This is a genomic window from Kutzneria sp. 744, assembly GCF_000568255.1.
In the GTDB taxonomy this organism is placed as follows: Bacteria; Actinomycetota; Actinomycetes; order Mycobacteriales; family Pseudonocardiaceae; genus Kutzneria.
In genome coordinates this window covers 2,532-16,788 of sequence record NZ_KK037166.1, presented here as the reverse complement: position 1 = coordinate 16,788, position 14,257 = coordinate 2,532, and the positions used below count along the sequence as shown (strand labels likewise).

At 67.9% G+C, this 14,257-nt stretch carries 14 protein-coding genes and 2 pseudogenes; 12 read left to right on the top strand and 4 right to left on the bottom strand.

Annotation, left to right across the window (positions count from 1 at the left end):
* From KUTG_RS60400 to KUTG_RS65810, 3 genes are all read right to left on the bottom strand, one after another.
* Positions 1 to 192, bottom strand: a 192-nt coding sequence (locus tag KUTG_RS60400) for a hypothetical protein (protein ID WP_043713993.1), incomplete at its 3' end; no start/stop codon positions are given.
* 276 nt (positions 193 to 468) lie between these two features.
* The gene (locus tag KUTG_RS00075) at positions 469 to 1,104 is read right to left on the bottom strand and encodes a hypothetical protein (protein WP_043713987.1); all 636 of its coding nucleotides are present in this window, start codon (positions 1,102 to 1,104) and stop codon (positions 469 to 471) included.
* A 557-nt stretch (positions 1,105 to 1,661) separates the two neighbouring features.
* Positions 1,662 to 1,970: a recombinase family protein gene (locus KUTG_RS65810; protein ID WP_369794616.1), complete on the bottom strand. Its 309-nt coding sequence runs from the start codon at positions 1,968 to 1,970 to the stop codon at positions 1,662 to 1,664.
* A 174-nt stretch (positions 1,971 to 2,144) separates the two neighbouring features.
* Here KUTG_RS65810 and KUTG_RS62875 point away from each other — a divergent pair, with 174 nt between their 5' ends.
* The 4 genes from KUTG_RS62875 (at position 2,145) to KUTG_RS60395 (ending at position 5,028) form a co-directional block, all read left to right on the top strand.
* Complete coding sequence (locus tag KUTG_RS62875) at positions 2,145 to 2,345, top strand: hypothetical protein (protein ID WP_232240563.1); 201 nt, start codon at positions 2,145 to 2,147, stop codon at positions 2,343 to 2,345.
* Positions 2,346 to 2,648: 303 nt separating this feature from the next.
* Positions 2,649 to 2,861, top strand: coding sequence for a hypothetical protein (locus tag KUTG_RS00065; protein ID WP_043713984.1), 213 nt, complete (start codon positions 2,649 to 2,651; stop codon positions 2,859 to 2,861).
* Between the two features lie 1,015 nt (positions 2,862 to 3,876).
* Positions 3,877 to 4,101, top strand: a complete 225-nt coding sequence (locus tag KUTG_RS00060; RefSeq protein WP_043713981.1) for a hypothetical protein — start codon at positions 3,877 to 3,879, stop codon at positions 4,099 to 4,101.
* Between the two features lie 657 nt (positions 4,102 to 4,758).
* Complete coding sequence (locus KUTG_RS60395) at positions 4,759 to 5,028, top strand: hypothetical protein (protein ID WP_052393586.1); 270 nt, start codon at positions 4,759 to 4,761, stop codon at positions 5,026 to 5,028.
* Here the strand turns inward: KUTG_RS60395 and KUTG_RS60390 are convergent.
* Positions 5,025 to 5,192 (bottom strand): hypothetical protein, encoded by a 168-nt coding sequence (locus KUTG_RS60390; RefSeq protein ID WP_198046928.1) that lies wholly within the window; start codon positions 5,190 to 5,192, stop codon positions 5,025 to 5,027. The two genes, KUTG_RS60395 and KUTG_RS60390, sit on opposite strands and share 4 nt — an antisense overlap.
* Positions 5,193 to 5,289: 97 nt before the next feature.
* On the opposite strand from KUTG_RS60390, the gene KUTG_RS60385 reads away from it, so the two are divergent.
* From KUTG_RS60385 to KUTG_RS60375, 8 genes and pseudogenes are all read left to right on the top strand, one after another.
* Entirely contained in the window at positions 5,290 to 5,445 is a 156-nt protein-coding gene (locus KUTG_RS60385; RefSeq protein WP_198046927.1) for a hypothetical protein, read from the top strand.
* Between the two features lie 613 nt (positions 5,446 to 6,058).
* A complete protein-coding gene (locus KUTG_RS00040; protein ID WP_043713973.1) occupies positions 6,059 to 9,196 on the top strand; it encodes a hypothetical protein in 3,138 nt (1,045 codons plus the stop codon).
* Between the two features lie 200 nt (positions 9,197 to 9,396).
* A pseudogene (locus KUTG_RS65805) lies at positions 9,397 to 9,792 on the top strand (group II intron maturase-specific domain-containing protein); the annotation flags it as partial.
* 121 nt (positions 9,793 to 9,913) lie between these two features.
* Entirely contained in the window at positions 9,914 to 10,306 is a 393-nt protein-coding gene (locus KUTG_RS65020) for an ATP-dependent DNA ligase (RefSeq protein WP_255360838.1), read from the top strand.
* Positions 10,307 to 10,956: 650 nt separating this feature from the next.
* Positions 10,957 to 11,457: a DUF4231 domain-containing protein gene (locus KUTG_RS60380; protein ID WP_198046926.1), complete on the top strand. Its 501-nt coding sequence runs from the start codon at positions 10,957 to 10,959 to the stop codon at positions 11,455 to 11,457.
* A gap of 302 nt (positions 11,458 to 11,759) precedes the next feature.
* A complete protein-coding gene (locus KUTG_RS00025) occupies positions 11,760 to 12,809 on the top strand; it encodes a GNAT family N-acetyltransferase (RefSeq protein WP_043713969.1) in 1,050 nt (349 codons plus the stop codon).
* A gap of 261 nt (positions 12,810 to 13,070) precedes the next feature.
* Positions 13,071 to 13,847, top strand: coding sequence for a TnsA-like heteromeric transposase endonuclease subunit (locus KUTG_RS00020; RefSeq protein WP_198046925.1), 777 nt, complete (start codon positions 13,071 to 13,073; stop codon positions 13,845 to 13,847).
* A pseudogene (locus tag KUTG_RS60375) lies at positions 13,847 to 14,257 on the top strand (integrase); the annotation flags it as partial. The gene KUTG_RS00020 and the pseudogene KUTG_RS60375, both read left to right, overlap by 1 nt.

Sequence of the window (14,257 nt, the reverse complement as noted above, 5' to 3'; positions counted from 1 at the left end):
GTTGCGGATGAACGGCCCGATCGTGCGTCGCAGCCGCGAGGTCGTCACCCCACCGGGGTCATCAGCGATGGCGGGCAAGTGGTGGCGGGTGGCGATCTCGTTGGCCAGGCTGATGACGACCTGGACCGTCTTGTTCACGCCCATCCCGTCGATGGCCTGTCCGTCCGGGCCGGCGAGCGTCGGCGAAGTCAACGATCGTCTCGGCAAGGTTGGCGGGGACCTCGGTGTATCGGTTCGGGCTGTTGGTCCAGCCCCGTATCACCGCGGCGATCTCGTCGCGGGCCGCCACGTTCACCCGCTTGAGGTTGGGGTCCGAGCTCGCCGGACTCCAGCACGCCCACTCCCTTCCTGGTGGGCTTGGCGACCAACCCTGAGCCGAAGCGCACCATGTCGAGGACCTCCTCGGACTGCAGCGATCCCGGCCGGCCCGCGGTCAGCGTCCGGTGCGCGTAGCTCCGCTGCTCGTCGTCACGGGGCGCCGGTCACGGAGCCGATCCGCTCGCACGCTTCGTGATGCACCAGCGCCAGCGCCGAGGCGACGCTGCCGATCAGCTTGCGGCCGGCCACCTCGAACGCGGCGCGCAGCCGCTCCTGGTCGGCGTCGGTCATGGGCAGGACCGGACGCCAGGGGCCGAAGTGCCGCTCGATCTCAGCGAGCGGCCGGGCGTCGAGGCCGAGGCGATCGACTCGAAACCGGGCACAGGTGGAGGCGCCGAGAGTGGTCTTCTCGGTGTTGATCCCCTCGATCATCGCGGTGATGCGTTCGCCGGTCACGTCCTCGATGCCAACCCGCCGCGCCAGCTCGTCCGGCGTGACGGCGCCGATGCGGTACCGGTCCAGGTGTTCGACGACGGCCGCGGTCTCCTCGACGGTCAGCGCCGGGTGGCCGGGCTGGACCGCCAGCTCGGCCGGCTGCTCGTCAGTCAGCGGCCGGGGCATGGTCATCGACGGGTCGTAGCCGCGGTACATGCCCTTGTCGGTGTGCAGCCAGCCCCGGTTGTCTCGGTCGACGATCCGGTCCGGCCATTGCATCGGGGTGCCCGCATTGTCGGCGTTGACGGATGTGTTCGCCGAGGTCGCGGCGAGCCTGGCGTGTGCCGCCACGTAGCTGATGTTGTCCTGGCGGCGAGGGCGCGGGCCCTCGTGCGGAGGCTGGCGCTGCTGTTCTTGGGCACGGTCGTCCGTTCCGGCTCGGTGCCCACACCACCGGCCTGTGACGAAGTCCGCGCAGACCGAACGCACCGCGGGCCCGCGAGGGACCATTGGCCGGCGACGTCGCTCCGGTGTGGGCGGGGCGAATGCGGCTCAAGCGTGCGCGTCCAGACTCGCCCTTGACGGTACCGGAAGTCGCGACGGTCGTGGAGCCGGCGAGGAACCCCGAGATGTGCTGCCACCGGTCGGGTGAACGGAACGGACAACGACATGTACGCGGTATCGCTGCCGAGCAGGGACTGCGGGAGATGGTCCGCCGCCGCGAGCCGATCACCTTCCGCGGTCTGGCTCAGACCGCCGGCGTCTCTTTGGACTTTCTCTACCGCCACGCAGCAGGCGAGCCCGCCACCGATGGTGGATCCCGACCAGCCCAGCAGTGTCATCCGCACTCTCACCACCCAGCTCGCCGAGCTCAAGCGGCGACACCGCTCCCACGGCTACCGCCGACGCTAGCTCCCCTGAGGTAGGACAGATCCGCCGTCAGCTCCACGAGTTCTCCGACGGCGATCGAATCGCTCGGCTGCCCAAGGTGCCGCAGCCGATGATCTTTCTGCGAGTAAGGCCCTTGCGTCCTGGGACCGGAGCAGCCGGCTGACGTGCGACGGCCACCACGTGTCGCCGCCTCCAGGAGTCGGAATCTGTTGAGCGTTCAACTCGTGCGCGATATCTGCCAGGGTCTTTCTTGCCATCCGAGCGTCAACGACGACGGAGAGAACACCGTCAGGGCAGCGCCTAGGCCGGCCGAGGCGTCCGACCACGGCGCGCTTCACAGCGAGACCGGCATGTGTGCATCGGGCTCGGTAACTGCGCTCCAGCGAGGCAACGCTGCTCGAAGGGAAGTGGACCACAGACGGACGGCTCGGTTTAGAGATGATGTGCACCTGCTGGCTGCCCCGCTGCGCGAAGTAGTACAGCTGCTGAGGTGTCACGACTTGGAGTTCGTGAAGCACATGGACCCAAGCGAGAACCACGCCGTCAACCTCGCCAAGGACCAGTTGGTCGACGACCCAGTTCAAGCGCCGAACGGCCTCGTCGTCAGCGGCGTGCACCCGCCAGCGCGCGACGTGTCCCCCGTATCGCTGTGGCGGTTGCGCGGGAACGCGCCGCTCGGCCAGCCACGGCGGGGATGGTGATGAAACGGGTGGTGGCCAGATCAGCTCATGTCCGCTCGTAGCAGCCCACTCCCGTATGTGCGTCGCATCGAAGCTCTCCACGTCCAGCTCGGCGGGGGCGTCCACACCTGGTGGTACCCACCCATGCGGTGGCCGAGTGAACGCGGCCATCCTCAGCGCGGGAACTTCCATGCCGGCCACCGTACCTGAACGTTTAGTGGTAAATGCGATGGCTTGTGGACGGTGAATGTGGGTGGCTGCTATGAAGCGCCTGCGGCCCAAAGGACTTGCTCCTCACCGAATCTTCAAGGTGAGGAGTATGTAATGTGGGCGTGGCTGCTCGGCGCGTATGCCGTGCTTCTTCTCTTGATCAGCGGTGCCGCGGCTGCGGTCGCCCTGTTCGTGTCGGAGTCGATCCGACAGCAGATGGGCTTCAAGGTTCTCAAGCTCACGCTTGGAGTTGGCACAGGCAGCGCGGGCTTTGCTGGCGTGATCCTGCTCGCGGTCAAGGCACATGAGTCGGGCCTGCTGCCGTGATCACCAGACGAAACCTCGTTGGTCACGGCCACGAGCAGCTCGACCCACTCCGACCGGCCGATCGCCCGGGGCTGGTTGGGGTCGCTGGTCAGCGTCTCGCTGGCGAGCATGAGCGCCTCGTACAGGCTCAACGTCGGTGGTCGGGGCGCGCTCCACCGGCCCTGTATGGCGCCGACATCGTTCAGCAGCAGCACCGCCTCGACGATCACGGTCAGCCATTCCCGCACACGTACACCGACTCTAGAAAACACGCCGACAGCGGGCACCGTCCGGCTTGTACCGGGCGATGCCCGGGTCCTCGATGTACGCCGCAGCGGCGAAAACGCTGGCCAGTGCGCCTTTGGATTCTCCAAGGGTCAGCCCGCCGCTCGGCCGGCTGACCCTTGGAGAGTTGGCCCTGGCGATCGAGCAGCAACGGCAGCGCGCCGCTCGCGCCGAGCAGGGCCAGGCCGCCACCGCGCGCCGAGTTGCCGCGCTCGCCCCCCAAGTCGAGGCCGGGCGTGGCCCGCGCGTGCGGGCCGGCGACGCCCGCGTCACCGGGCTGGCGCAATACGCCAGCCCGGCCGCCGAGCACGAGCGCCTGGCCCGCGAGCATCAGAAGACCGAGCCCGGATCCTGCTCGGCTACTACGCCGACGGGCTGGAGCTGCAAGCTCAGCAACCCATCTCGGGGAAGCCAACACGTCAGCGAACGTGATCGAGCGCGAGGTCGCCCGCGACCCTGTAGTCGGGTTGCCGTCTTGAGCTTGTTTGTGGCTATGTGGGTGTGAGAGCACTGGATTTTGTCGTCACTGAAGTTATAGTGACATTATCCAACTAGTGAGTACGACGTACCGGGCGGACGAACTCCGTGGTCACTCACTCCCAGGCCGTCCCAAAGGCCTAGTCGCCAAGCTGGCTGCCGAAGCCGAGTGTGCCGGCCGCTCCAACTCACCCGTCAGCGGCGCTTGCACCACTCCCGCGCCGACATCCGGACATGCCTGAACCCGGCTGGCCGAAAGTCAGAGCATGGGGCAATGCTGCGCCGCCGCGCCCGCGGCGAGTCCGTCGAGGACATCCGCCCCGACCTGATCATCCCCACTGGCAAGCACAAGGGCCGCAACCTCAGCCTGGCCAGCATCTACCGCGCCGTGGCCGACCACGAACGCCGCCAGCGCCACCCCGACGCCGTCGCCGCCCACGCCGAGCTCACGGCCGCAGCACCAGCCCACGAGAACAAGGCCCGAGCGTGGAAGACCTGATCAGCCGCAGCACCCGCGGCCAGTTCCGCCAGCTCATGACCGATATCAGCAGCTACAGGCGCGTCGCCGACGCACTCCAGGACGAGGGCTTCGCCCCCTACCCCGACTGCACGTGGGACGACTCCAGCGTGCGGCGAACCGCCACTCAGCAGTACCTCGAATCCGTCGACTGGACCGACCCCGTCCACGTCGGCCGTGCCTGCCGGGCATTCGAGCGGCTGCTCGCCGAATGGGCCCCCGCCACCGCCGACCTACAACGCTCCCACAACTCCCCTACGCCGCGACGGCTGCACCGTCGACTCCACGACCGGCCAGATCACCCCCGTCCACCGACCCCACCCCATTTCGGCCGCTGCGGTCCCTGGCCACGCTCACCGACCTCTCCGCCATCCAGGAACAACTCGACCGCATCCAGCGCGCGATCATCGACGACCCCGCCCTGGCCATCGGCAGCGCCAAGGAACTCATCGAGAGCATCGCCAAGGTCGTACTCACCGAACGCGCCGCCCCGTCAACGACAAGGACAACCTCCCCGCCCTTGCACTCGTCGCCCAGGAAGCTCTCGGCCTACCCCCTCCACCAGCTCACCAGGCTCCGACGGCAGCGACGCCGTCCGCAAGATCCTCGGCGCCGTCACCACCATCGCCACCGGCCTCGGTGAACACCTACAGCGCGAACCTGACCGTCCTCGACGACCGGCCCGTGTCCGCGACCGACGCCGGCAATCCCCCGGCGGCCTTCGACGACCCGGACCAGCATGCCGGCCAGGCCCAGACCACCGGCGATCGCCTGATCGACGTGTGGCCGCCGACGACCGCTTCGCGGCGGCCCAGGCCGACGCGCTGGACGACGCCGGCCGCTTCGCCGCACACCTCCACACCACCAGGATCCTGTACCTCGGGCACTCCTTCGGCGGCGCCGCGCTAGAGGCGTGCCGCACCGACCAGCGCTGCGTCGGCGCGGCCGACCTCGACGGCACGCAGTACGGCCCGGTCGTCCGGAACGGGTTGAGCAAGCCGATGCTCCTGATCGGCAGCGAGAACTCCTGCATCACCGGAACCTGCCAACCCGCCGCCGACGACCAACTCCACGGCCACCACCGCGAACGCCCTGCTGTCCGCCAGCAGTGGGCCTACGTGGTGCCACCAATTCAACGGCGCCGAGCACTTCAACTTCAGCGACTACGGCGTGTACTACCTCGCCGCGCCCGTCCGGTCCCAGCTCGCGCTGGGCACGATCGACGGCACCGATGCGCTCACCATCACCAATGCGTACCTGACCGCGACCGGCTCCCCGGCGTACTGGCCTCCCCTGCCGCATGCTGGCCCGATGGCCGCCCGGTGACGCCGAGGGTGGTTGCCGGCAGCACGCCGCAGCGGGCGGCGATCCCGGTGCAGCGCTAACACGATCGGCCGAGTCTGCGACTAGACCAGGGTCGGGATTCCCACAAGCACGACCCGACCACCGGTGGTGTCCCTTCGCAATCCCCGCGCGAAGGGACACCACCATCGCCATTGACCGACCTGCGCCTCACACCTCCAGAATGCCCACGGTGTCGGGCATGACTGCGCTGAGTGGCGACGACGGTGAGCGGCGTCTGATCACCACTGATGTCGGTGGCCACCGCTACCGATATCTCCTTGGCCAGAGCCGCAGCTGGAAGCTTTCCTGCCTGACGACGAGGCCACCGCGGAGATCCTCCATGCCGAGTGCGGCAAGTGGCTGCCGTGAACGCTTGATTGCCGGCACTTCGCTCAATCGAAAGTATAAGTATCGGGGCTCAGCATCGGGCCTCAGCCGAGTCGCTCGCGGAGGTTCGCGATGATCCAGTGCCGTGGACTGAGGTTCGCCTCCGCCACTGCGAGAATGTCGCGGAACTCGGCCGCGGCGGTCTCGGTGTCGCCCTGCTGGCGTCGCAGCGCGGCGAGGGCGAGGCGCGATAGGAGAGTGTTGGGGTGTGCTCCGCTCGCCGGCGAACCCGGCACTGGCGCCCGCCTGCGACGAGTTCGCCACGGACTTGATCCGCGATCTCGCGCTCTGCCGGTTGTTCGTCGCCGCCGGGTGGCAGCCGCTGATCGACGCCGGGGCTCCTCGCTGGGCCATCCGCGCGGCGCGACTTGCCTGCCAGGTCACACTGCTTGCGCATGATCAGGCGCGAGCGTGGCACACACTGCGGCGTGTGTTCGACGATCTTGCCGATGCCCAGGGCGGGCGATGGTCGGAGATCCCGATCGAAGCCTTGTTGACAACGGGTGACGCGAAAACCACGATCGAGAACGTATGGGTCACGCTCGTCAGTGACGACAACGCCGGGCTGGCGACGTTGCTGCGCCTGGCGAAACTGCGCTATGTGACCGGGACCGTCGGAGATCCGCACGTGCTCGCCCCCGTCGTCGCGGTCACCTATGCCAGCGATCACGACCTCGGCCAGGGCAGCACGCACTACGCCCAGCGGGGAATCACCGCCGTGATGCACGATCTGGTGCTCGCGTGGCTGCGCGGACTGGCCACCAGCACAGGTGGATCGAACCCGTTGCGGCAGCAGGTGCGGGATCGGATTCTGGCCGCCGACCCGGACGACACCGACGAGTACACGGTGGAGGCGCTGGCGATGATGGGCGCCGACCTCGACGACCGGACCGAGCAGTGGCTGCGCACGATCGCCGCAGACTGGCCGCACCGCCTGCAGACCGCGATCGAGTCGTTCGGCGCCGCGATCAGCATGGCGGCCGTGCGCCCGCAGTTGCTGCTCGACCTCACCGAGGCCTACTACATCGAACGACGAGACTCCGACTACGCCCGCTACGGCGTCCACGCACTCAGTGACGGCATCCGCGACCAAGGACACGGAAACCATCTCGGACACCCGTTCGCCGGGTGGTATTTCGGTCCGTTCCTCCGGCTGCTCAACACGATTCCTGCCCCGACCATCGCGATGATCAACCGGATGCTCGACCACGCCGCGACGAATCGGGTGCGCGCCCTCGCCGCCAGTAGCGGCGGTCCCCGGACGGTGCCGGACATTTCCCTTAGCGGCCTCGATCTCGACGTCGCGGGCCTGGGCCCGCGACACTATGTCGGTGACGGGCACGTGTGGGCCTGGTATCGCGGATCAACGGTCGGCCCCTACCCGTGTATAAGCGCGCTTCTCGCGGTTGAGCGGTTCGCCGACCACCTCGTCAGCCTCGAGGTCCCCCTCATGACAGTCGTGGAGTGGCTGCTGCGCGACTGCAACAACCTCGCGATGCCGGGCCTGGTTGTCGGATTCCTGATACGCCACCTCAACCGCGCCGGGGACCTGCTCGACGAATGGCTGACCGCGCCCGACATCTGGGACCTGGAGTTCGCCCGCGCCACGCAAGAGGGTCTGCACCATGCCCATGGCGCTGACCCCGAGGACGTCGTCGGCCGGGATCGCCGGCGGTTCACTCCGCGCGACGTGGCGGCCGAGATGACCGTCCGCGCAGCCGCGGCAGGCGATCAGGTCCGCTTGACCGCGCTGTCCGCGATCGGAGACCAGCTGCTCGCCAACGCGCGAGCCGCGCTGCGGGACAACCCGCATCCCGAGCAATCCCTGGCTACGGTTGAGGGGTGGGCGTCAGGGTTTCGCCTGGAGAACTATCGGACCCAGTCGATGCCCAACGGGTCCGTCGCGGTGGAGTACCAGGCTCCGGAGCCGGTCGCCGCCGCGCGCGCTGAGTCGGCCGCTGACTTCGACGCAGGACACGAGGTGCTGCGGCTACAGATGACCTACGGCGCCCGGACGATCCCCGAAGACTGGCCCGCCCAGAGTCTCTCCGACGACATCGCGGTCGCGCGACACTTCGCCACCGCCCCACCCCGGCGCGGTGCCGTGCGGACCGTCGATGCGGTGACCGCCGTAGCGGCCGCTGCGGTCGCCAATCACGCCCGCGCGCTGGCCATCATCAGCGACACCGACCTCCGCTGGGCGGCGGAGACATTGCTCACGGCGGCCGCGGAGCCCCCTGTCGGCAGGTTCGACGTCGAGTCGACAACTTATCCGGTGGCGGCGGACCGTGCCGCAGCACGTGCATTGCCGTCCCTGCTACTCCCCCCGTTTCTCCACCTCGACGTCGACCGCACAAGGCTCACCGAGGCGCTCACCGCGCTCGCGGTCAGCATGTTCGACGAAGTCCGACTGACGTTCGTTGCCGGGTGCACCCCCGTATGGACCGCGCCCTGCGCCGACAACGACACGTCTCCGGCAGGCTGCGCCCGCCACGCTCCACTATTGACGGCGGCACAGGCTGGCCTGTCCGACTGCCGGCTCGGCCCATGGAATCCCCAAGCACAGCGCCGGCTTCCCGTTCCTCTCGATACTCCCTACACTCAAACGCTGCCGCTCGTCTCGGCCACCGATCTGTTGGTAGACCGCCTGTCGACACCGATCGCCTGCGCCACAGCCGCCCGTACCGCGGTCTGCCTAGATCCCCGGGTATCCGCACTGCTGCCGGTCATGCTGCACGCCCACTGCCGCGGGCTCGACCACTGGATGACCAAAGGCTACGCCGGCTACGAACACGGCCAACGCGCCGTCGTCGCCCGTGCCCTGATCACCTTGACGGTCGATGGCGAACCCGAACACTTGGTCAACCACCTTCAGACCTTCGCCAGCAACGCCAAAGCGCTGCACACCCTGCTCGACGACCTGGCCGGCATCTTCACCTATGACCAGAAGGCCCGAGCTGACCTGCCGGCGGTGTGGCCCCTGGCGCTGCGCACAGTGCTCGATGCCGTCGACGACGGCGCCGATTTACTCGGCAACCGGCACGGGGTCGACTACGCGCTGGGCGCGCTGCTGCCCACGCCGCAGGTCCAACCAGCCGATCAAGACCCCGACAGCACGCTTCGCCGGGCACGCGCCGACTGGATCGCCCCCGCAGCACTGGACGGCCTGGTCGACCTGTGGATCGCTCTGGCAGCGGGCGAACCCGACGCCGCCGGCGCGGTGGCGAACTTCGCTCGCACCGCGCCACAACACTGGCAGGCCACGGACGGACTGGACTGGCTTGAACGCATCATCGACGGCCGCTACGAAACGTTCGCCGGTCGCTGTTGGTTCGTAGTGCCGTGACTGTCCGAGCTACGCGATACCTTCGCCGAGGACGATGCAGTGCCGGCACGATGGCGGCGGATCGTAGACGGACTCGCCGGTGCTGGAGACCGCCGCGCCGTCGACCTCCAGCGACACGACGAGTAACCGTGTTTGACCGAGATACGCGCGCTGATCGACCATAAACAGGATTACTGCATCGGCGGCATGTCCGGGTCGATGTGACATTCGGCAGCGATGGGCAATCGCGTCGCCAGCCAGCAGCAGGACCGCCCCGGCGGGCTGAATCCAACTACTTCCGGCACGGGGTGTCCAAGCGGACGTTCAGCCGGGTCGACTATCACGCGTGGCGTCGGCTCACAGGCTGGATTTACCGCAAGCACTCCCGCCTGAGCTGGCAACCAGCTACGACGCAGATTCTGTGTCCCAGGCAGCTGCCGTCCGGCCCGCAGTGGTCCTACGAGATCAAGTACGACGGCTACCGCGCAGCGATGAGGATCGCCCCGGACGGCACGACCGTGCTCACCAACCGCAGAGGCAACGACTTCACCGACGAGTTCGCGTCCCTGTCCGGCGTGCTCGCGCCGAGCCTGGATGGCCGGGCGGCGGTGCTGGACGGTGAGATCGTCACCTACAACGCGGCCGGCCGGGTGGACTTCGTGCTGTTGCAGGAGCGGCGCGGCCGCTGGGCCAAGCACACCCGCCCGCGTCCGCGGTGGGCGGTTCGAGGACGTGGCGGTGCGGTTCCTGGCGTTCGACGTGCTCCAGCTCGGCGACGCCGTGTTGCTGGACGAGCCCTACGAGCGGCGCCGGCAGCTGCTGACCGAGCTCGCGATGCCCGACCCGCACCGGATCGCGGTGGCGCCGGCGTACCCGTTCGAGTCGCTGGCCGCCGACCGGATCACACCGCAGGGCCTGTTGGAGCGGGCCGTTCGCGACGGGCACGAGGGCCTAATCGCCAAGCGGCTGGGCGCGCGGTACACGCCGGGCCGACGCACCGACGCGTGGCTCAAGCACCCCGTGACGCACACGCAGGAGGTGATCGTCTGCGGTTGGCGGCCCGGCCAAGGCCGGCTCGCCGGCACGGTCGGCGGCCTGCTGCTAATGGCCCGAGGTGGAAGTCCTGCTTGAACAACGGCACGAGTGAGTCGATGATCTGCGGCCGATCCGCGGGTTTTGTGTCCTTGAGAGCGTGCTTGAACTTCCAGTGGTTGAACACCACCTGGACCAAGATCAACAGTGCGATCACGATGACCGTCGTTGCGTCGCCCTGGAGGAAGCCGAAGAGCTGAATGTCGCTGTCCCTCCCGGCCGGAGAGGCAGCGAGGGCGCCTCAGCCGACCAGTCGATGTGACTGGTCGGCTGAGGTCCGACCTCCGGCTAAGGGTGAACATCAGTGCTACGACTCAACGCGTGTGGTCGCCTTCACGTCCGCCCCTTGCCGAAGGAGGCAGATCGAGCTAACGCGCCATGACGCTTGGCCCCAGTATAGCTCTTCTGGACTAGGCGCCTTGGTTACTGACGACTGGGATCCCGAGGTGCACCGGGCCCGCTGGCGGACGTTCGCGGAGCTGCGGAAGCCGGAGGTACGTGGCGGGCCTTCGACAACCGGCCAGGACCGGGCGGCCGTGGCTGCCGGGCGAGAAGCCGGTGATCCCGCGCCACCGCAGATTCAGCGGCCGGTAATCCGCCAACTAGACCAGGACGGCCCCGCCGTGGGGACTTCGAGCTGGTGTTCGTGGACTTGCTCCGAGCATCGGCTTGTTGTGAGCCTTCATACCATGACAGCAGCGCAGCGTTCGGCGTTCAAGAGCCACTGGATCTTCGAAGCTCAGGGCCCTGATGGCGAACCGGTTCCGCCGTCCGTGCTGGCAGAGTGGCAGCGTTATCAAAGGTCCTCGTGGTCTGCGCGACGTCGTCACTCCATCGTCGAGGGATCCAGTCTGGTTGTGAGTGCTGCGATCCCCGCGCTCGCTGCGTTCGCACTCGATCCGCAGTTCGTTGCCGTTGTTGGTTCGCTCGCCGTCCTGATCAACGGCGTTCGAGCGCTCGGCAGCTACAAGGAGAACTGGACCAGCAGGACACGGACGCGCTACGGGATCGAGAGGGAGATTGCTCTCTTCGCCATCCACCACGGAAACTACGCAGAGCTCGGCTCCGGCGCCGTCCTGGTTGAGGCCGTCGAGGCGATCTGCGCCAGTGAACGCGAAGGCTGGGCAGCGCTTCGACTGGGCTACGGTGGCTCACCGGAGAAGCCGAAAGCCACACCACAGGTGAGCTGACCCGCACGGTTGCTCTTTCACCTCACTTCTGCCTGTCAGGACAAGCCGTCGCGACCGAATCCGCCATCTAATTCCGAACAACTTGAGCAGGAGCATTCCGGACCTACTTGGCGGACCACTGTCCTGTTCAGTCGAACCTTGCGGTGTCCAGGGCTAGTTTGCGGCACTGGCTGCGGTGTCCGCGGCTAGTTTGCGGTGTCCTGTCCTGTTGCCGGCGAGGCAGTCTCGCTGAGTTGACGCATCAGGTCGTCTCACCTGTTTGAGGCATTGATCGGCACCGCGCAGGCCAGCAGGATGGCGCGGTGGCCAGTGCCTTACCGGTTGTCGACGTGCAGGCCTTTGACGTCCACCGAGCCGGCCAGGACGAACTCGCCGACTACTACCAACTCTGGTTGGCCAGCTACCACGACTGGTCCGACGAGCCACTGGGCGACTACGACACGACCATCACCATGCTGCGCAGTCCCTTCACGACCTTCGGGCCGGAACTGCACTGGGCCGCCTACCACGACGGACACATGGTCGGGCACCTGAAACTCTCCTTCCCAGAAGAGGAAGGCTCGACCCTCAGCATGGCCAAGATCACCGTGCACCCCGACTTTCGCCGTCGCGGCGCCGCCACCGCGCTGCTGCGGAACGCGCTGCCGGCGCTGCGTTCCCGCGGCCGCACCACGCTCGATGCGTGGTCGCTGACCAAGGGCGGCCCAGGCCACCAGTGGGCCGCCAACCGGGGGTTCACCCCCGTCCACGAGACCGTCATGCAGCGGCTCGCGATCAACGACGTCGACGGCTCACTCTGGGACGTCCCAGCGGTTCCCGGCTACCGCACGATCTCGTGGAACGACAGCGCACCGGATGAACTCGTCGCCTCCTACGCGGCCGTTCAGGACGCTATCCAGGACGCGCCACTCGGCAACACGAGCTTTCGCTATGCCCGGTGGACCATCGAGCGCGTGCGACAGGCCGAGGCCGCCCGGCGGGAGAAAGGCATCGAGCAGCGGGTCGTAGTCGCGGTCTGCGAGTCCACCGGCGAGGTCGCCGGCTACACCGAGGTCGACCTTCGCCGCAAGGACCGGGCGCTCCAACTCGGCACCGCTGTGCTGCCTGCGCACCGAGGCCACGGCCTGGGCCGGCTGATCAAGGCCCAGATGGCCCGATGGCTACGCTCCGACCGCCCCGAACTCGACCGCGTGCTCACCACCACTGCGTCGTCCAACACCCACATGATCAGGGTGAATCACCAGATCGGCTTCACCACGACCAGGACCATGCTGGTCGTCAGCGGCAGCGTCGACGCACTTGAGGAACAGCTGAACCAGGGCGGACAACAGGACATCGGCGGAGTCGGATGACGTCCGGTTCGTGCTGGTCTGTTTGATCTGGATGGAAGATTATGCCTGCCGAGTCGCAATGCGACCAGCATGAGACGGGGGCGGCGATTCGACGGTTGCCTCAGATTGGTGGGCAACCCGCAGATCGCTTGTCTCGCCAATCTGACGCATGGCAGCTCAGCACAGTGCCGATGCCTCGTGATCAGCCGGTGCCTCATGATCAACGAGACATGATATTCGGGCCGTCGGCGACGGGCGAGGGCGCACCTGGACAATGCGCTGGTGCCGAAGTTCGATCTTGTCCACGGGGGCGCTCCGCCGACGATGGACGGGGATGTCGAGGTCGCGTTCGTGACCGACGCGGGCGAGGAGCGGCTGTCCCTGGCCGAGGCGTGGTCGGTGCCGTTCGAGTCTTGCCGCCCGGTGCGCCGCTTCCCCTCCTACAAGGGACAACGCCACTACATCGGCCAGTGGTGGACCGCGACGACCAGCACGTTGGTCGGTTTCGAGTCCTGGTTGGAGCGGGATCGGCTGATGCTGCTCGACTTCGATCCGGACACCGTCAGCCTCGCCTCGCAGCCGTTCTGGTTGTTCTGGACCACGGCGGGAGGTCGGTCGCGGTCGCACGCGCCTGACTACTTCGCTAGGCTCACGGACGGAAACGCGCTGGTCCTCGACTGCCGCCCGCTGGACCGGATCAAGCCCAAGGACGAGGTCGCCTTCGAGGCGACGCGGGCAGCCTGTGAGCTGTTGGGTTGGCGCTACGAGATCGTCGGCGCGCCGCCGGAGATGCTGCTGGCGAACATTCGGTGGCTGGCCGGATATCGGCACCCGCGTCACGACTTGCCCGTGGTGGCGGAGACCTTGCGCGCGGTGTTCTCGCGACCGATGCCGCTGCTGGACGGCGCCGAGGCCGCCGGCGACCCGATCGCGGTGTTGCCGGTGCTGTTTCACCTGCTCTGGCGGCAGGAGCTGGTCGCGGACCTGTCCGTCTCCCTGACCGCCGAGACCGAGGTGAGCGCTGCGCTCACCCGCACCGCACAGGGGGCGGCGACCTGATGGCCGACACGCGAGCGGTGCTCAAGCCCGGTGACCGCGTCCGCTTCGACGGCGACGAGCACATGGTCACAGGGCTGGCCGGCACCTCGGTGCGCCTGCGCTCGGACTCCGGGAACCACCAGGTCGTGCTGGCGGGACACCTGATGGCCGCGGCTGACTTCGCGGTGCTGGACGCCACCGACCTGCCTGCCCTCGAACCGTTCGGGCTGCTGGAGTCGCTGCCCGCCACCGTCGTCGCCGACGCGCAACGATGGCGTGAGCACCTGGTCGAGGTCGAGACCGGGCTACCGCCCGACGCCGGCCCCGGGGTCACACCGCGCGCCGGCTACGACCCGGCCACCACCAGCCTGGCGCAGCGGCAACGAGCCAAGGCCGCCGAGCTGGGCGTCGCGCTCCGCACGGTCGAGTAC